Below are 18,204 nucleotides of genomic sequence, written 5' to 3'. Positions count from 1 at the left end.
TATCTGTGCTGAATATACAGCGGCAACCTGACCATATGTCAGTAATACTAACCCTTACGGTAAGATACTGAAGATATTCGCCATGCAAATTGTATTGTAATGTCTGGTCATCCTCTTCAATGACGCGTTATTTCACAGAGACAGGAAAACGGGAACGATGATTAAGCTTGTTGGCATGATGGATTCACCTTATGTACGGCGCGTGGCGATCTCCCTTGAGCTTTATGGCGTTGAGTTTGAAAGCCAGCCGCTGTCAGTCTTTAGCACCTTCGACGCGTTCTCCCGGATCAACCCCGCGGTAAAAGCCCCGACGCTGGTTCTGGATAACGGAATACGGCTGATGGACTCCTCGCTGATACTGAACTATTTTGAGGCTCAGGCTGCCCCCGAGCGGAAACTCCTGCCCGTCGCGCCGGATGCGCTGGCAAAGGATCTTCAGGCGCTGGGCTTTATCCTCGCCGCCGCTGAAAAAGCGGTGCAAAATGTGTATGAACACAACCAGCGCCCGGTGGAAAAGCAGCACGCTATATGGGTCGAGCGCATTACAATTCAGCTGCTGGCGGCCTGCAGGGAATGGAATGCCTTACTGGAGACACGTCCGGCGACCGCAACTCTCGATCAGGTTGCCGTCACGAGCACGGTTGTCTGGACATTTATTCAGTCGATGATCCCGCACGTTGTTAACGCGGCGGATTTTAGAGAGATTCAGGCGTTTACCGAATCATTCGAATCACAGGTAGTTTTTAAAAAATATCCGTTCAACTAAATGACGAGCCCGGTCAGTGCAGCGCTACCGGGCAAGCCAACACTTAAATCTGATAATCAATCGCCACTTCTTCCGGCTCCATCACCTGACGTTTAATCTCATCCACCGACAGCCCGGCATTGCACAGCTCGATAAAACGCCACACATAGTTGCGCTGCAGCTGCCCGCGCTTCAGGCCAAGCCATACGGTATTGGCGTCAAACAAATGACGCGTATCAAGACGCACCAGGTTCCCGTCCTCGCGTTCTCCGCTGGACTGTTCCGCCACTAGGCCAATGCCCAGACCCAGCTCGACGTAGGTTTTAATCACATCAGAATCCTGCGCGCTCAGCACCACGTCCGGCGTTAGCCCTTTGCGGTTGAAGGCCTCGTCTATGCGCGAACGTCCGGTTATGCCCTGGCGGTATGTGATCAACGGCCATTTGGCAACGTCTTCCAGCGTCAGGGGAGAGACCTGATTCAGCGGATGATCGACCGGAAGTAATAAGCTGTGGTACCAGCGGAACCAGGGGAACGCCACCAGCAGCGGGTCGTTGCTCAGGCGTTCGCTGGCAATGCCAATATCCGCCCCACCGTTTTGCAGCAGCACTTCAATTTCCTGCGGCGTGCCCTGGATAAGCTCCAGACGGACGTCAGGGAAAAGTTCGCGGAACGCTTTAATCACCGGCGGCAGGCTGTAGCGCGCCTGGGTGTGGGTGGTGGCGATGGTGAGCACGCCCGAGGCGTCATTGGTGAAGAGATCCGCCAAGCGACGCACGTTGCTGGCCTCGTTGAGGATCCGCTCAGCGATAGTTAGCAAAGCCTTACCCGGCTCCGTCATGCCGAGCAGCCGCTTGCCGCGACGGATAAAGATCTCTATACCCAGTTCCTCTTCCAGCTCGCGGATATGGCGGCTGACGCCGGACTGAGAGGTATAAAGCATATTGGCGACCTCGGTCAGGTTGTAGTCCCGCCTGGCCGCCTCACGGATAATTTTAAGTTGCTGGAAATTCACGATTCACTCCGGCGCATCTGACATAGCTCTATTGTTAGAGTCAGCCGAGCTGCAGAACAAATAATAAAAACCAGCATCTTATGCTTTTATGGAATATCAGCTCACGAGCTGGAGTTCACGGTTCTCAAGCGATGGCTTGCTGACCAGCGACATCAAAATCTCTTTTACCGCCTGCGCCTGTGGCGACAGCGAACCGCGTGCGGACATGTTCAGCGACAGCGGCAGGCTCATGGAAGGCGTGGTGATCCGCGCCATCCAGCCGTTTGCCGCACTGCACAGCGAGCGTGCTGCGGATTCCGGCAGAACGGTCACCCCCATGCCGCTGGCAATAGCTGCGGTCAGCGTGGAGATCGAGTCGATTTCGCCGATGATTTTGGCCGTCAGACGGCGCAGGGAGAACGCTTCATCCACGCGTACGCGCACGGCGCTGTAGTCGCGCGGCAGATAGAGGTTCATCTCTGCCACGGCGGCAAGGTCGACGCTCTGGCCCGGGCAGTCGCGGGTGCCCACGAGGTAGAGATCTTCTTTCAGCAGCGGCTGGCTGGTGATGCCGGCGACCGGGGAGCGATCGTAAAGGACCGCCATATCCAGCTGGCCGCTGAGCAGTTTGTCATTCAGTACGGAACCGCTGTTTTCATGCAGGTATACCAGCACTTCAGGCAGCTCAGCGCGAACGGCCTGCAGCAACGGCATGGTAATTGAGGACGCGGCCGTTCCCGGCGCCAGGCCGATAGAAACGTGCCCGCTCAGGGTCTGGCCCACGTTATTCACCGCCAGCTGCGCCTGTTCACACTGGCGAAGAATGGTGCGCGCATGGGTATACAGGATCTTACCGGCTTCCGTTGGCGTGACGCCGCGTTTGGTGCGGATCAACAATTGCTGATCCATCTCGCCTTCCAGAGTAGCCACCTGCTGGCTCAGCGCAGGCTGCGCGATATGCAGCACTTCTGCCGCTTGAGTCAGGCTGCCGATATCGACGATTTTTACGAAGTATTTCAGTCGTCTTAAGTTCATTTTGCCCCCTGTTCGAAATGCTGTGCCGGAACCGGCTGTCGTTGTTGAACAGGTTTTGCAATATGAATGCCACTTTTACCAGGCGGTCTGAATTGTTCGCTAAGCGTCTGAAAATAAGGAATCCTAATTACAGAGGGGGATTTAATTACCGAAACAGCAGTTTATGATCTGCCCCATTAGAGGTATACCCGCACCAAAGCGGTGCATTCCGCTGCCAAAAACATCACTTTGCCGATTTTGTCAGCAAACGATCGAAAGGCGGCGATCCACCCTTTGACAAGGTGAACGCAGGTCGATAATATGCGCCCCGTTCACACGATTCCTCTGTAGTTCAGTCGGTAGAACGGCGGACTGTTAATCCGTATGTCACTGGTTCGAGTCCAGTCAGAGGAGCCAAATTTAAAAAGCCTGCTTTTAAAGCAGGCTTTTTGCTTTTCTGCACAAGGTAAATGCAAAACGGCAACAAGGTTGCCGTTTTTAGTGTGTGCACCCTCTCCCGTGGGAGAGGGCCGGGGTGAGGGCACCAGCCCGCACAATCCCCTTACATGCCTACCTTAACCGGCATCCCTGACCGCCGTTCCAGTTCGGCTCCCGCCCCCTCGTTTATTAACTGCGTCCGCTGCGCGGCTGACATTGGCAGAGGCACTTTCTGGGTCGATTCAAACTCCGCACGGTTACGTGATAATGGCTCGTGAACTTCCACCCAGCGGCTGCCGTCCGGCTCCGTGGTGACTTTAACGGGCCGATCGATAAGCTGCACGCGGGTTCCGACGGGAACGTTATCGAAAAGGTATTTGATGTCGTTATTACGCAGACGAATACAGCCCTGGCTCACCCGCAGCCCGATGCCAAAATTCGAGTTTGTGCCGTGAATGGCATAGAGCCTGCCGATATAGATGGCATACAGCCCCATCGGGTTATCCGGCCCGGCGGGCACGAATGCCGGGAGCGTTTTCCCTTCTGCCGCATAGGCACGGCGCGTATTCGGCGTCGGAGACCAGGTTGGCCCCACCTGCTTACGCTCAACGGCCGTCACCCAGTTACGCGGGGTTTCACGCCCGGCCTGACCGATGCCGATGGGCAGCACTTCAACGGTATTGCCACCAGGCGGGTAGTAGTAGAGGCGCATTTCCGCCACGTTAACGACAATCCCCTCGCGAACGGTGTCGGGCAAAATCAGCTGCTGAGGGATCACCAGCCGGGTGCCGGATTTGGGTAAAAAAGGATCCACCCCCGGGTTCGCTTCCAGCATATTGCTTAGCCCCTGCCCGTACTTCGCGGCAAAGGCCTCAAGCGGTAATGTATTATGATCCGGCACGATAATGACCTGCGAACTCCCTACCAGACGGCTGCCCGCCGGCGGTAAAGGATAGCTCACCGCCTGCACGCTCTGGCTGATAAGTAATGCAGCAAGACAGACCAACGCCTCTTTACGACACATCTTCCCTTCCTCAGTCGCTTCGCTCTTTATTAAGCATAGCGTAGCCGTTTTGCATTACCCATCAGGAAATAAAATCAGTTTGCACAGGCCCCCTGTCGCGGTAGTCTCATAGGTTCCGTTTATATGACGGGCGCAATGTGAGTGACCTTTTCTTATACCAATAATTAAAAATAAGTGCAGACAGGACAACTATGGACTCCACCCTCATCTCCGATCGTCCCAACGAGGAGACCCCTTCGCTCAATCGTGCCCGCCGCGCCGCACTCGGCAGCTTCGCGGGTGCCGTCGTCGACTGGTATGATTTTCTGCTTTACGGCATTACCGCCGCGCTGGTGTTCAACCGCGAGTTTTTTCCCCAGGTCAGCCCCGCGATGGGCACGCTCGCCGCGTTTGCCACCTTCGGCGTCGGCTTTCTGTTTCGCCCGCTGGGCGGGGTGATCTTCGGCCACTTCGGCGACCGTCTTGGCCGCAAGCGCATGCTGATGCTCACCGTCTGGATGATGGGGATCGCCACCGCATTGATTGGCATTCTCCCGTCGTTTTCCGCCATTGGCTGGTGGGCCCCAGTGTTGCTGGTGACATTACGCGCCATTCAGGGCTTCGCGGTAGGCGGCGAATGGGGCGGTGCGGCGCTGTTATCCGTTGAGAGCGCGCCAAAAAATAAGAAAGCGTTTTACAGCAGCGGCGTGCAGGTCGGGTACGGCGTAGGGCTGTTACTTTCTACAGGGCTGGTGTCGTTAATCAGCCAGCTCACCACCGACGAGCAGTTCCTGAGCTGGGGCTGGCGCATTCCGTTCATCTTCAGCATCGTGCTGGTCATCGCCGCGCTGTGGATCCGTAACGGGATGGAAGAGTCGGCTGAGTTCGAAAAGCAGCAGGAAAAACCGGCCGTCAAAAAGCGGCTGCCGGTGATGGAAGCCCTGATTCGGCACCCTGGCGCTTTTCTGAAAATTATCGCCCTGCGCCTGTGCGAGCTGCTGACGATGTATATCGTCACCGCCTTTGCGCTGAACTACTCGACGCAGAATCTCGGCCTGCCGCGCGAGCTGTTCCTGAATATCGGCCTGCTGGTCGGCGGGATCAGCTGCCTGACGATACCCTGCTTCGCCTGGCTGGCGGACCGGTTTGGCCGCCGTCGCGTCTACATCACCGGCGCGCTGATTGGGAGCCTCAGCGCCTGGCCATTCTTTATGGCGCTGGAGGCGCAGTCGATCTTCTGGATTGTCTTCTTTGCCATCATGCTCGCGAACATCGCTCACGATATGGTGGTCTGCGTACAGCAGCCGATGTTTACCGAACTGTTCGGCGCCAGCTACCGCTACAGCGGCGCGGGCGTGGGTTACCAGGTCGCAAGCGTGGTCGGCGGCGGGTTTACGCCGTTTATTGCCGCCGCGCTGGTGACCTTCTCCGGCGGAAACTGGCACAGCGTGGCGATTTATCTGCTGGCCGGTTGCCTGCTGTCGGCGGCAACGGCGCTACTCATGAAAGAGACGAGCCACCGCTGATCTCACTTTTGTTTCACAGGCGTGTGACATACTATCGGGTAGAGTCGCACACCTGTGGAACAAGGAGACAGAGATGAATAATAAGGGCTCCAGCCTGACCCCGGCTCAGGCGCTGGAAAAACTCGACGCGCTGTACGAACAGTCCGTCAACGCGCTGCGCAGCGCCATCAGCGAATATATTGAAACAGGGAAACTTCCCGACGAAAAGGCCAGAACCGAGGGCCTTTTTGTTTATCCATCGCTCTCTGTGACCTGGGACGGCAGCGCCAGCACGACACCGAAAACCCGCGCCTACGCCCGTTTTACCCACTCCGGCTGCTACAGTACCACCGTTACCCGCCCGGCACTGTTCCGCCCGTACCTCGAAGAACAGCTGACGCTGCTGTATCAGGATTACGGCGCGCACATTCACGTTGAACCCTCGCAGCATGAAATCCCTTATCCGTACGTGATAGACGGCTCGGCGCTAACGCTGGATCGCTCAATGAGCGCGGGGCTGACCCGCCACTTCCCGACGACGGAGCTTTCACAGATTGGCGATGAGACGGCCGATGGGATCTATCACCCGGCAGAATTTTCTCCCCTGTCGCACTTTGACGCCCGCCGGGTCGATTTCTCCCTGGCGCGACTGCGCCACTACACCGGCACGCCCGTCGAACATTTCCAGCCGTTCGTCCTCTTTACCAACTACACCCGCTACGTTGACGAGTTTGTCCGCTGGGGCTGCAGCCAGATCCTCGACCCGGAAAGCCCCTATATCGCGCTGTCCTGCGCGGGCGGGATCTGGATCACCGCGGAGACCGAAGCGCCCGAGCAGGCTATCTCCGACCTGGCATGGAAAAAGCACCAGATGCCCGCCTGGCACCTGATCACCGCCGACGGTCAGGGCATCACGCTGATTAACATTGGCGTAGGCCCGTCAAATGCCAAGACCATCTGCGACCATCTGGCGGTGCTGCGTCCGGACGTGTGGCTGATGATCGGCCACTGCGGCGGCCTGCGTGAAAGCCAGCTGATTGGCGACTACGTGCTGGCCCACGCCTATCTGCGTGATGACCACGTGCTGGATGCGGTGCTGCCGCCGGATATCCCAATCCCGAGCATCGCCGAAGTGCAGCGTGCGCTGTATGACGCGACCAAAGAGGTCAGCGGCATGCCGGGTGAAGAAGTTAAGCAGCGCCTGCGCACCGGTACGGTCGTCACGACGGATGACCGCAACTGGGAGCTGCGTTACTCCGCCTCCGCGCTGCGGTTCAACCTGAGCCGCGCGGTGGCAATTGATATGGAGAGCGCCACCATCGCCGCGCAGGGGTATCGCTTCCGCGTTCCCTACGGCACCCTGCTGTGCGTCTCAGATAAGCCGCTGCACGGCGAAATTAAGCTGCCGGGGCAGGCCAACCGCTTCTATGAGGGGGCTATCTCAGAGCATCTGCAGATTGGTATTCGCGCCATTGACCTGCTGCGGGCGGAAGGTGACAGGCTCCATTCCCGCAAGCTGCGCACCTTCAACGAGCCGCCGTTCCGCTAATAACGATAAGGAATAACCATGTCCAGCACATCTCCGCTCTCTGCCCTGCGCCACTGGCTCGAGGCCAGCCATCTCGACGGGATGATCGTCCCGCGTGCGGATGCCTGGCAGAGCGAATACTGCGCGCCCTGTGACGAAAAGCTGGCCTGGCTGACGGGCTTTGACGGTTCGGCCGGCATGGCGCTGGTGCTGAAAAACAAAGCGCTGCTGTTCGTCGACGGGCGCTATCAGGTTCAGGCTCGCGTTCAGGTCAATACGGATGAGGTTGAGATCCACCACCTGCACAACGAGCCGCTGGCAGAATGGCTGGCGGAAAACGTGGAGGCCGGGACGCGCATCGGTTTTGATCCGCTGCTGATGACCAACTCGGAGTTTGAGCAACTGTCTGCCACGCCGTGCGAGCTGGTTCCTCTGAAGGCCTCGCCGTTTGACGCCCTATGGGTTGACCGCCCTGCCGCACCGGCGGGGCTTATCCGGGAAATGCCGGTTGAACACAGCGGCGAACGCAGCGCGGACAAACGTCTGCGCGTCGCCGCCGTGCTGGCCGCAAACAATGCTGATTATCTCGCCGTTACGCTGCCGGATAACATTGCCTGGCTGCTGAACGTGCGTGGCGCGGATATCCCTTACAGCCCGGTACCGCTCTCCTTTGCTCTTCTGGGCCGTGACGGTCACGTTGAGTGGTTTGTTAACGACAATAAGCTCAGCGCCCTGCCTGAAGAGGTGCGCAATGCGTTTACCATTGCGCCGCAGGACGCTTTTATCGAACGCTGTCAGCAGATTGCTGCGGGCAAACGGGTGATGATTGATGCCGATTCCGCGCCGGTGGCTCTGCGCTTCGCCATTGAGCCACGGGGAGAAATTGTCTGGCGGACTGACCCCATCACCCTGATAAAGGCCACCAAAAACCCGGTTGAGCTCGCAGGTTATCGCGAGTGTCATCACCAGGACGGTGCCGCCTGGGTCAACTTCCTGGCCTGGCTGAGCCGTGAAGTGCCGCTGCGCGAGGCGGCAGGGAATCCGCTAACAGAGCTGGAGGTTCAGGCGCAGCAGCTTGCGTTCCGTCAACAGCAGCCTGGGTTCATCGAGCAGAGTTTTGCAACCATCTCCGCCTCTTCGAGCAATGCGGCGATGTGCCACTATCATTCGAGCGAGGCCAGCAATAAGCATATCGGCCACGATCATTTTTACCTGAACGATTCTGGCGGCCAGTATGTGAATGGCACCACCGACGCCACGCGCACGCTGGCATGGGGTAAGGTCGATCCGCAGCAGCGACTGCACTACACCGCCGTGCTGAGAGGCTTCCTGTCGCTGATTACCCTGCAGTTCCCTTCCGGGACTCAGGGGCATCAGCTGGATGCGTTTGCGCGTCGCCCGCTGTGGGAGATGGGGCTGGATTACGATCACGGCACGGGACATGGCGTGGGACACCAGTTGCTGATCCATGAGAACCCACATCGCATCGCCAAAAAGGTCAACCCGTGGCCGCTGGTGGCGGGCAATATCATGACGATTGAACCGGGCTACTATCTGGGCGACAGCCACGGTATTCGTATTGAAAACCAGGTGGAAATTGTGGAGAGCCGTCCAGGGTTCTGCAGGTTTGCCTCGCTGACGCTGATCCCGATCGACTTAAGTCAGGTTGAGCTGCATCTGTTGAGCGATCAGGAAAAGCAGTGGCTGGATGCGTATCACCAGCAGGTACGCGAGGCGCTGTCACCTCTGGTGAACAGCGATGCGCGTCCGTGGCTGATTGAGGCGACGGCGCCGATTAGTTTGTAATTTCGTGCGGTCTGGTGCCCTCACCCCAACCCTCTCCCACGGGAGAGGGTGCACACACTAAAAACGGCAACAAGGTTGCCGTTTTGCATTTACCTTGCGCAGAAAAGCAAAAAGCCTGCTTTAAAAGCAGGCTTTTTAAATTTGGCTCCTCTGACTGGACTCGAACCAGTGACATACGGATTAACAGTCCGCCGTTCTACCGACTGAACTACAGAGGAATCGTGTGAACGGGGCGCATATTATCGATGCCTCCCCGGGATGTCAAAGGCAGAATGCATATTTCCGATCGTTTGCCGAATTATTCTCCATTTCGCGCAATTGTCAGGCATTTTTTCGCGGATATTTCCACAGCCAGCGCCCGCTGACCATCCGCCAGTAGAACAGCGCGCCCCGCACGGCCCAGTCGAGGAACATCCCCAGCCAGACGCCGACCACTCCCCATCCGAGCATCACCCCGAGCGTATACCCCGCCACGACGCGACATCCCCACATGCCTAGCATCGACACCCACATCGCAAAGCGGGCATCGCGCGCGCCCTTTAGCCCGGCGGGCAGTACCCATGAGGCCGCCCAGATGGGCATAAAAGCCGCATTGAGCCAGATGAGGATCTTAACGACCTCTTTAACGTCGTCTTCGTGGGTATAGAACGAAGCCATTAACCCGGCAAACGGGGCGGTTCCCCAGGCAATCACGGTCAGTCCAATGGTCGACAGCCAGAAGACGTGCCGCAGCTGTCGCTCCGCCTGGCCTATCTGCCCTTTCCCGAGCCGTTTCCCGGTGATGATGGTTGATGCAGAGCCCAGCGCGTTACCCGGCAGGTTAATTAGCGAGGCGATGGAGAAGGCGATGAAGTTACCGGCGATCACGTCGGTGCCCATGCCGGCGACAAACATCTGCGTCAGCAATTTCCCGCCGTTAAACAACACCGACTCAATGCTTGCAGGAATGCCGATCCCCATCACTTCCCAGATAATGGCGAAATTAAAGGGGCGGAAATAACTTTTCAGCGTCAGACGTAGCGAGGGGGTGATCCCCGCCATCAGCACCCCGATGATGGCAGCCGCACCGATATAGCGTGAAATGGTCAGCCCCAGTCCGGCGCCGACGAACCCCAGCCCGTCCCACGAGAACACACCGTAAATCAGCACGCTGCTGATAATGATATTCAGGATATTCATTCCGCCGTTGATCAGCAGCGGAATTTTGGTGTTGCCCGCCCCGCGCAGCGCACCGCTACCAATCAGCGCAATGGCCGCCGCCGGATAGCTGATGACGGTCATTTCCAGGTAGGTCAGCGCCAGGTCTTTAACCTCATTCGTGGCCTCCCCGGCGACAAAGTCGATAATCTCTTTGCCGAAATAGTGGATCACCGCCGCCAGAACAATTGAAAAAATGGTCATGATCATCAGCGACTGGCGGGCCGCCTCGCGTGCACGTTTGGGGTCAAGCTTGCCGAGGCTAAAGGCCACCACCACCGTCGTCCCGAGGTCTATGGCGGCAAAGAACGAAATCACCACCATGTTAAAGCTGTCCGCAAGCCCCACCCCGGCCATCGCCTCTTTCCCCAGCCAGCTCACCAGGAAGGTGCTCAGGACCCCCATCAGCAAAACGCAGGTATTTTCCAGGAAGATAGGCACGGCAAGAGGGGTGATTTCACGCCAGAAGAGAACCCGATAGCTTTTACGTTTTGCATACCATGGCGTGCGCACGATCGCCTGGCGTAAGGAGGCAGTAACGTTCAAAATGGACCTTAGCGAGAAAAGTTGAAACTCCATTTCAAATGATGGGGGAGAAATGCTCATCCTGCAAAGTATTTTCCGGAAAAAGATGTGTGGATTTACAACAAACTGACGACAGAATCAGCAATCAGTCGATTTTCCCTAAGATCAGGTTTGACAAAACTTTTTTCGCCGCTAAGATAAACCTCCACAACGATTCCTCTGTAGTTCAGTCGGTAGAACGGCGGACTGTTAATCCGTATGTCACTGGTTCGAGTCCAGTCAGAGGAGCCAAATTTAAAAAGCCTGCTTTTAAAGCAGGCTTTTTGCTTTGCGGATGAGGGAAAATGAACGCTCTGTTTGTCTACGGCACGCTGCGCCCGGGCCACTCAAATGCGCATATTCTTGAAAAGATTGGCGGCCAATGGCTGGCCGGTTCCGTATCCGGTACGTTTTACGAACGCGGCTGGGGCGCTGCGGCGGACTTCCCGGGGATCGTGCTCCACCCCGATGGTCCCCGCGTCGAAGGCTATCTGTTTATCTCTGATAGCCTTGCCGCACACTGGCCAATGCTGGATGAGTTTGAAGACGGCTACGATCGGGTTGAGGTCACGGTGACCACCTCTGAAGGCGAGCAGGTTCAAGCCTGGATTTACCAGCTACAGCCGCGTTCTGAACCATAAAAAAAGGCTCTCTGTCACCAGAGAGCCTTTTTCACTATTCGCTGCGATTACTCGCTTTTTGCTTCGCCGTTTTTGATTTCGCCCATCACTTTCAGCTTTTTAGAGATGTCACGACGCTCTTTGGACAGCTCAGCATTTTTGATGATGTAGTCATCAACACGGTCTTCATAGTCGCTCTTCATGCTGGCGATGATGCCCTGAATAGCTTCAACGCTCATGCCTGGCTTGATGTAGTCGCTCAGGTTGTCGAGCAGCAGAACACGTTTCTGGTTGTCACGGATCTTCTTCTCAACGTCCTGGATTTCACGCTGCAGTTTGTTTTTGCGGCGGAACAGGCGGACGAATTCCAGAACATCCTGGAACGAAGGCTTGGTAGTTTCCATTTTTACACCCCTGATAATGTGAGATTCGGATTCGTTAAAGCAACCGTTGTAACAATAACCTTACTGACAGCGGCCGCGAATGACAATGAGTATATCGTTTAAAGCTATCATAACCCCAATTGCTGCTGAATCGAAGCAGCAGGCGTCACATACGCCTTTTATTTGCGCAGCGCCCGGCAAATCAGGTGCGATAACAGCTCAAGCTGCCGCGCCAGTTCCATGCTCAGCCAGACGTAGCCATGAATAGGCGTTTCCGCCACGTTATCGCTCTGGCGCTCATTGATTAACTGCTTCAGTTCCGCAACGATCTCATTCAGACGCTCGCTGTTGGCCAGGATCGGCTGCGGGTTACCTTCGTAGAGCGCATGGGCGATGGTCAACAGCGTTTGCTGCGTCATCTGCTGGGTCTCTTTGAGAGTCTGCGCGTTAAGCATCAACAGATGGCTGGGTCGCGTGGCCCAGTGTGCGTTGATTTGCAGTTCAAGCATGCAGACCAGATTGCGGCTCACCGTCTGAATAGCTTCGAAAATTGATTTCTGAATATGGGTTTCTTTGCTGGCTGGCGTGATCAAGCCGCGCATTTTGACCACGTCGTTAAGGATGGTCTGCAGGTGCTTTTCCAGGCGCGGGCGCTCAACCAGATTCGGGGAAAAACCGGCCTGATAGACGCGGTTAAACGCGGTGACGTAGCTGGCCATCTGAATACGCCAGTGCAGAAAAGCGCGCTGCGGCCAGATACCGGTGAAGAGCATCGCCAGCAGTGAACCCAGGATGACATCCCCGCTTCGCCACAGCGCCGTGGTCATATCCCCGGCGGGTGCACCGACCACCACCGCGAGAGTAATACCGATCAGCAGCGCCTGATACGGCTTTTTACCCAACGCCAGCCAGCCGCACAGGAACATGGCGGCACCGCACCATGCCAGCATCACCGGAAACGAGATAAGCTCCAGTTTGAGGGCGATAAGCCCCAGAGCCGAACCTAACACGGTCCCGCCAATGCGCTCCAGGGCGCGCGGAACAACGTTCCCCCAAAACGAGATGGGCCCCATCACCACCACCAGCGTGATCAGCGGCCACGTCCCTTCCGGAACATCCAATAAACGCACCAGTACAAACGTCAGCACGAAAGCCAGCGCGATGCGGCATCCATGCACCACGCGGTAGTGTTTGTACAACCGAATTTCAAAAGGGGTTAATGATTTGTCGGGACGCACACCCGCTCTCCAGCTACACGGCAAATCACAATTGTACTGTGTTTTCGGCCGGGCGGATCGCTCCCGGCTGAAAAACCCTTCACTTAGCAGGCTTAAACCGTTTTATGCTCTACCGCGATATACATTTCGATATCCCAGTAACCGTCCGCATTGCCGTCATTGAGATAGCGTTCGAAGCAAGGTTTGAGCGCCATCTGGTACTTATTGTCCTGCAGCAGGGAATTGAAGAACTGATACCACGGCGTGGCGAAGTCGTAGTTTTCCACGCGCGCCGTCGCCACGGCATAATCCCCGGCCGCGATTTCCGTCATCATGACGCCTTCGCTGTTTTCCGGGATAACGAAATCATCCGGTACCGTAACGGCCGTATCACAGCGCAGTTTTTCTGGCGGGACTTCATCCGGGTTATCGTAGTAAACCGCCACCCACTCCAGCGGCTCAATGTGACGCCCGTCGACCCACATCACCAGCTGTTCAAAGCCCTGTTTTACCGTGTGTTCCCACGGGCCGACCAAATGAAAACCGGCAATCTTACGTTTCTGTTGCTGCGTAATGCTGTAGTCCATGCTGCCTCCGTTTATCACTGTATATTTATACACTATAAAACGGGATTATCATTATCAGCAAACGAGGAGTGTTTATTATGTGAGCAGACTCGCAACCCTGCCAGTCTGCTCAGCAGCAGTTAAAGCGTGTGATGCAGATAATCGCTCAGACGAGAGAACAGGCCGCCTTTATCAACGGCTTCCAGCGTGACCAGCGGCCAGTGGGCTACCACCTTGTCGCGGTCATAGAGCTGAATCTCCCCGACCCGCTGATGCGCGGCGATCGGCGCTTCCAGTTCTTTCTTATCCAGCACGTACTTGGCTTTGATGTTGGGAACCTCTGCTTTCGGCAAGGCCAGCCAGAAGTCCTGGTCGGTACCCAGCTTCACCTGCTCCTTATCGCCGTACCAGATCCGCTCTGTCCCCACTTTTTTACCGCTATGCAGGATCTGCACCGTATCGAAATTCTGCTGCCCCCAGTGCAGCAGTTTCCGGGCCTGGTCTTCGCGCCCTTTCGGACTGTCCGCCCCCATCACCACCGCGATTAACCGGCGCTGGCCGTCTACGGCAGACGCAATCAGGTTAAAACCGGCCCCTGAGGTATGCCCCGTTTTCAACCCGTCCACGTTCATGGTCTTATCCCACAGCAGGCCGTTACGGTTTTGCTGGGTGATTCCGTTCCAGGTCAGGCTCTTTTCGCTGTACATATGATAAAACTCAGGCTCGCCGTGGATGATGGCCCGGGAGAGAACGGCCAGGTCATACGCCGAGCTGTGCTGGCCGGGCGCGTCCAGCCCGTGGACGGTTTCAAAATGCGTATCGCGAAGGTTCAGCTTCCGCACGTAGTCGTTCATCATCTTCACAAACTGCGGCTGCCCACCCGCCACGTGATCGGCCAGCGCCACGCAGGCGTCGTTGCCGGAATCGACAATCAGGCCGCGGCTCAGATCGCGCACGGAGACGCGATCGCCCTCTTTCAGGAACATCAGCGATGAACCGTCAAACACCGGGTTCCCTTTTGCCCAGGCATCACGTCCTACGGTGACGATGTCATCCGGGGTAATGCGGTGGCTATCAATGGCCCGATCCACCACATAGCCCGTCATCAGCTTGGTCAGGCTCGCCGGATTACGTTGTTGATGTTCGTTGCCCGCCGTTAAAATCTGACCAGTCGTGTAATCCATCAGCACCCAGGAGCCAGCCTGAATGGCCGGAGGCTGCGGCGAAAAATCCAGTGGTTCGGCCGCAAAAGCAGATGAGACACTCGAAGCGAGTAAAGAAACAGCAATAAACAGACGGCGTTTCAACGGTATATCCTCAGGTCATTAAAAATCGATGACCTTTTTACGGGAGTTCTGATGTCGTTACCTGGCTTAATTGCAAAAAAATGTGACAGAACGCAGATTTTTCTCTGAAGCTGGCGCGCAAATTTGCGACGCGGCGGTGCTTTTTATTCGGTCTGACCCGCACGATCGTTTACCATAGTGACGTCATTTTTTAACAGGATGGTATTACTGGTGTCTGACTCTGCCGCTCGCCCGACTTTTTTGTTCCACGATTACGAAACCTTTGGCACGCACCCGGCGCTGGACCGACCGGCGCAGTTTGCCGCCATCCGTACCGACGACGAATTCAACATCATTGGCGAGCCCGAGGTCTTTTACTGCAAGCCTGCGGATGACTATCTGCCGCAGCCCGGCGCGGTCATGGTCACCGGGATCACCCCTCAGGAAGCGCGGGAAAAAGGCGTTAACGAGGCAGAATTCGCCCGACGCATCCACGACTTGTTTACCGTCCCCAACACCTGCGTGGTCGGTTACAACAACATCCGCTTCGATGACGAAGTGACGCGCAACATCTTCTATCGTAACTTCTACGATCCCTATGCCTGGAGCTGGCAGAACCGCAATTCGCGCTGGGATTTGCTCGACATCATGCGCGCCTGCTACGCCCTGCGTCCTGAGGGCATTCACTGGCCGGAAAATGAGGAAGGGCTGACCAGCTTCCGGCTGGAACACCTGACGCGCGCCAACGGCATTGAGCACAGCAATGCCCACGACGCGATGGCGGACGTCTATGCCACCATTGCCATGGCGAAGCTGGTGAAAAGCGCACAGCCCCGGCTGTTCGAGTATCTGCTGAGCCACCGCAGTAAACAGAAGTTGACCACGCTGATTGATGTGCCGCAGATGAAGCCGCTGGTGCATATTTCCGGCATGTTTGGCGCATGGCGCGGCAATACCAGCTGGGTCGCCCCGCTGGCGTGGCATCCGGACAACCGTAATGCGGTCATCATGGTGGATTTGGCGGGCGATATTTCACCGTTGCTGGAGCTCGACAGCGATACCCTGCGTGAACGGCTGTACACGCCGAAGAATGAACTCGGCGATCTGCCTGCGGTGCCGGTCAAACTGGTGCATATCAATAAATGTCCGGTCCTGGCGCAGGCGAATACGCTGCGCCCGGAAGATGCGGACAGACTCGGCATTAACCGCCAGCACTGCCTCGATAATCTCAAAGTGCTGCGTGAAAATCCGCAGGTGCGCGAGAAAGTGGTCGCCATCTTTGCCGAAGCCGAGCCGTTCGTGCCGTCTGAAAACGTGGACGCCCAGCTCTATAACGGTTTCTTCAGTGATGCCGATCGCGCGGCCATGAATATCGTTCTGCAAACCGAGCCGCGCAACTTACCTGCGCTGGATATCACCTTCGCTGATAAGCGCATCGAAAAGCTGATGTTTAATTACCGCGCGCGTAATTACCCGGGAACCCTGGATGAAGCAGAGCAGGAACGCTGGCTGCAGCACCGTCGTAACGTGTTTACGCCAGAATATCTGCACAGCTACGCCCAGGAGCTGGAAATGCTTTATGGCCAGTATGAAGGGAATGCTGAGAAACAGGCGCTGCTGAAATCCCTGTACCAGTACGCGCAAGAGATAGTTTGATCGATGGGTATAAAAAAGCCGGAGGCGATGTCTCCGGCTTTTTTTTTGCCCGGTGGCGCTGCGCTTACGCGGGCCTACGGGGTATGTAGGTCGGGTAAGGCGTAGCCGCCACCCGACACAGTCTTACGCGACGTCTTCGTACTGAGGAACCGGGTTACGGAAACTCTTCGTGACGCAGGCCAGGTAAACCAGGCCGATACCCGCCCAAATCAGGCCAAGCACCATCGAGCTCTCTTCCAGGTTAACCCACAGCGCGCCCACGGTCAGGGCACCACACATCGGCAGGAACAGATACTGGAAGTGATCTTTCAGCGTCTTGTTACGCTTTTCACGGATCCAGAACTGAGAGATAACCGACAGGTTAACAAAGGTGAACGCCACCAGCGCACCGAAGTTAATCAGCGCCGTTGCCATCACCAGGTCAAAGTTAATCGCCAGAAGCGCGATCGCACCGACCAGGATAATGTTCATCGCCGGGGTACGCCATGTTGGATGCACGTAGCCGAAGAAGCTTTTCGGGAATACGCCATCGCGGCCCATTACGTACATCAGACGCGCAACGCCTGCATGCGCGGCCATACCGGACGCCAGTACGGTGATGGTGGAGAAGATCAGCGCGCCGACCTGGAACGCTTTACCCGCCACATAGAGCATGATTTCCGGCTGAGACGCATCCGGATCCTTGAAGCGAGAGATATCCGGGAAGTACAGCTGCAGGAAATAGGTCGAGAAAATAAAGATCAGACCGCCAATCAGCGCCGTCAGGAAGATGGCACGAGGAATCACGCGCTCTGCATCTTTCGTTTCTTCAGACAGGTTGCTGATCCCGTCAAAACCGGTAAAGGAGAAGCACAGAATGGTTGCCCCGGTAATCATCGGGATCACATGCGCATCACCAGACCAGAACGGTTTGCTGCTCGCCAGGGTGCCCGCACCTTCGCCGTGGAATACGCCGTAAATAACCATGCCAAGAATAACCGCAATCAGCACAACCTGAAGCACAACGATAACAGAGTTAAAGTTGGCAACGGACTTGATGCTGCGCAGGTTAAAGGCCGTCATAAAGGCCACCAGCGCCACGACGAACATCCACGAGGGAATCGATGGCACCAGCGCTTCAAAATAGATTTTTGCCAGCAGAATGTTGATCATCGGCGCGAACAGATAGTCGAGCAGCGAAGACCAGCCCACCATAAAGCCAACCGTCGGGCTGATGGATTTCTGGGCATAGGTGTAGGCGGAACCCGCAGACGGATAGCGACGCACCAGCTTACCGTAGCTCAGCGCGGTAAAGAGGATCGCAATCAGCGCGAAGCCGTAAGCCGTCGGCACATGACCGTCGGTGAGGCCCGATACGATACCGAATGTATCGAACAGCGTCATCGGTTGCATATAGGCCAGGCCCATCATAACAACCGGAATCAACGTAAGCGTTTTACGTAATTCCACGCGAGAGGTGTTTGGAGTTGCGTTATGCGACATAGTTAATCTCCTTTACGGTGATAACCGCCACGTAAGCGAAAAATTGCCCCATTTCTTTCTTCCTCAGCGACAACAACTGTCGGATTTTAGTAAATATCTATCCGGTACGAAGCCCGGCCTCTTGGTTTTTAGTTTCGTTTCGTACATGCAAAAAAAAATAACCGACGCCTTTTATATCGTCGATTATTCATTTGGTTGCA

The 18,204-nt window shown here is 56.4% G+C and carries 16 protein-coding genes and 3 tRNA genes; 8 read left to right on the top strand and 11 right to left on the bottom strand.

Annotated elements, in window-relative coordinates; translation table 11 throughout:
• Window positions 1-157 precede the first annotated feature (157 nt).
• Complete coding sequence (locus ACDO57_RS02530) at window positions 158-766, top strand: glutathione S-transferase family protein (protein WP_090419664.1); 609 nt, start codon at window positions 158-160, stop codon at window positions 764-766.
• 43 nt (window positions 767-809) lie between these two features.
• Here the strand turns inward: ACDO57_RS02530 and cbl are convergent, their stop codons facing one another.
• Complete coding sequence (gene cbl / locus ACDO57_RS02525) at window positions 810-1,760, bottom strand: HTH-type transcriptional regulator Cbl (protein ID WP_023336219.1); 951 nt, start codon at window positions 1,758-1,760, stop codon at window positions 810-812.
• A gap of 96 nt (window positions 1,761-1,856) precedes the next feature.
• Complete coding sequence (nac, locus tag ACDO57_RS02520) at window positions 1,857-2,774, bottom strand: nitrogen assimilation transcriptional regulator NAC (protein WP_024908060.1); 918 nt, start codon at window positions 2,772-2,774, stop codon at window positions 1,857-1,859.
• A gap of 320 nt (window positions 2,775-3,094) precedes the next feature.
• Here nac and ACDO57_RS02515 point away from each other — a divergent pair.
• Window positions 3,095-3,170 (top strand) — tRNA-Asn (locus ACDO57_RS02515).
• Window positions 3,171-3,315: 145 nt separating this feature from the next.
• Here ACDO57_RS02515 and ldtA read toward each other — a convergent pair.
• Window positions 3,316-4,215: a L,D-transpeptidase gene (gene ldtA, locus ACDO57_RS02510; protein WP_370883486.1), complete on the bottom strand. Its 900-nt coding sequence runs from the start codon at window positions 4,213-4,215 to the stop codon at window positions 3,316-3,318.
• A gap of 191 nt (window positions 4,216-4,406) precedes the next feature.
• Between ldtA and shiA the strand changes: the two genes are divergently transcribed.
• The 3 genes from shiA to ACDO57_RS02495 all read left to right on the top strand — a co-directional run bounded on the left by shiA (window position 4,407) and on the right by ACDO57_RS02495 (window position 9,033).
• A complete protein-coding gene (gene shiA, locus ACDO57_RS02505; protein WP_048992409.1) occupies window positions 4,407-5,720 on the top strand; it encodes a shikimate transporter in 1,314 nt (437 codons plus the stop codon).
• 73 nt (window positions 5,721-5,793) lie between these two features.
• Complete coding sequence (locus tag ACDO57_RS02500) at window positions 5,794-7,248, top strand: AMP nucleosidase (protein WP_045908120.1); 1,455 nt, start codon at window positions 5,794-5,796, stop codon at window positions 7,246-7,248.
• A gap of 18 nt (window positions 7,249-7,266) precedes the next feature.
• Window positions 7,267-9,033 carry an aminopeptidase P family protein gene (locus ACDO57_RS02495; protein ID WP_370883485.1) on the top strand — a complete coding sequence of 589 codons (1,767 nt, stop codon included), beginning with the start codon at window positions 7,267-7,269 and terminating at the stop codon, window positions 9,031-9,033.
• Between the two features lie 142 nt (window positions 9,034-9,175).
• Here ACDO57_RS02495 and ACDO57_RS02490 read toward each other — a convergent pair.
• Window positions 9,176-9,251, bottom strand: a tRNA-Asn gene (locus tag ACDO57_RS02490).
• Window positions 9,252-9,354: 103 nt separating this feature from the next.
• Entirely contained in the window at window positions 9,355-10,809 is a 1,455-nt protein-coding gene (gene emmdR, locus ACDO57_RS02485) for a multidrug efflux MATE transporter EmmdR (RefSeq protein ID WP_139210916.1), read from the bottom strand.
• A gap of 161 nt (window positions 10,810-10,970) precedes the next feature.
• On the opposite strand from emmdR, the gene ACDO57_RS02480 reads away from it, so the two are divergent.
• Window positions 10,971-11,046 (top strand) — tRNA-Asn (locus ACDO57_RS02480).
• 53 nt (window positions 11,047-11,099) lie between these two features.
• Window positions 11,100-11,435: a gamma-glutamylcyclotransferase family protein gene (locus ACDO57_RS02475; RefSeq protein ID WP_267215047.1), complete on the top strand. Its 336-nt coding sequence runs from the start codon at window positions 11,100-11,102 to the stop codon at window positions 11,433-11,435.
• A 47-nt stretch (window positions 11,436-11,482) separates the two neighbouring features.
• On the opposite strand, the gene ACDO57_RS02470 is transcribed toward ACDO57_RS02475, so the two are convergent.
• The 4 genes from ACDO57_RS02470 to dacD all read right to left on the bottom strand — a co-directional run bounded on the left by ACDO57_RS02470 (window position 11,483) and on the right by dacD (window position 14,887).
• On the bottom strand, window positions 11,483-11,818 hold the full coding sequence (locus ACDO57_RS02470; protein ID WP_008499467.1) for a DUF496 family protein: 336 nt from the start codon (window positions 11,816-11,818) through the stop codon (window positions 11,483-11,485).
• A gap of 158 nt (window positions 11,819-11,976) precedes the next feature.
• Complete coding sequence (locus tag ACDO57_RS02465) at window positions 11,977-13,035, bottom strand: FUSC family protein (protein ID WP_024908067.1); 1,059 nt, start codon at window positions 13,033-13,035, stop codon at window positions 11,977-11,979.
• A gap of 92 nt (window positions 13,036-13,127) precedes the next feature.
• A complete protein-coding gene (sbmC, locus tag ACDO57_RS02460; protein WP_235404692.1) occupies window positions 13,128-13,601 on the bottom strand; it encodes a DNA gyrase inhibitor SbmC in 474 nt (157 codons plus the stop codon).
• A gap of 119 nt (window positions 13,602-13,720) precedes the next feature.
• A complete protein-coding gene (gene dacD / locus ACDO57_RS02455) occupies window positions 13,721-14,887 on the bottom strand; it encodes a serine-type D-Ala-D-Ala carboxypeptidase DacD (protein WP_370883484.1) in 1,167 nt (388 codons plus the stop codon).
• Window positions 14,888-15,085: 198 nt separating this feature from the next.
• Here dacD and sbcB point away from each other — a divergent pair, with 198 nt between their 5' ends.
• A complete protein-coding gene (sbcB, locus tag ACDO57_RS02450) occupies window positions 15,086-16,522 on the top strand; it encodes an exodeoxyribonuclease I (RefSeq protein ID WP_370884105.1) in 1,437 nt (478 codons plus the stop codon).
• Window positions 16,523-16,645: 123 nt separating this feature from the next.
• Here sbcB and plaP read toward each other — a convergent pair whose 3' ends face one another.
• Entirely contained in the window at window positions 16,646-18,004 is a 1,359-nt protein-coding gene (gene plaP / locus ACDO57_RS02445; protein WP_008499462.1) for a putrescine/proton symporter PlaP, read from the bottom strand.
• Window positions 17,994-18,056, bottom strand: coding sequence for a membrane protein YoeI (gene yoeI, locus ACDO57_RS02440; protein WP_100245854.1), 63 nt, complete (start codon window positions 18,054-18,056; stop codon window positions 17,994-17,996). The genes plaP and yoeI overlap by 11 nt, the downstream gene beginning before the upstream one ends.
• Between the last annotated feature and the right edge of the window lie 148 nt (window positions 18,057-18,204).

This window comes from Enterobacter cloacae complex sp. 2015409, assembly GCF_041365315.1.
In the GTDB taxonomy this organism is placed as follows: domain Bacteria; phylum Pseudomonadota; class Gammaproteobacteria; order Enterobacterales; family Enterobacteriaceae; genus Enterobacter; species Enterobacter pseudoroggenkampii.
Note: the sequence above shows the minus strand (reverse complement) of the source record. Positions and strands in the feature narration are given on the sequence as shown.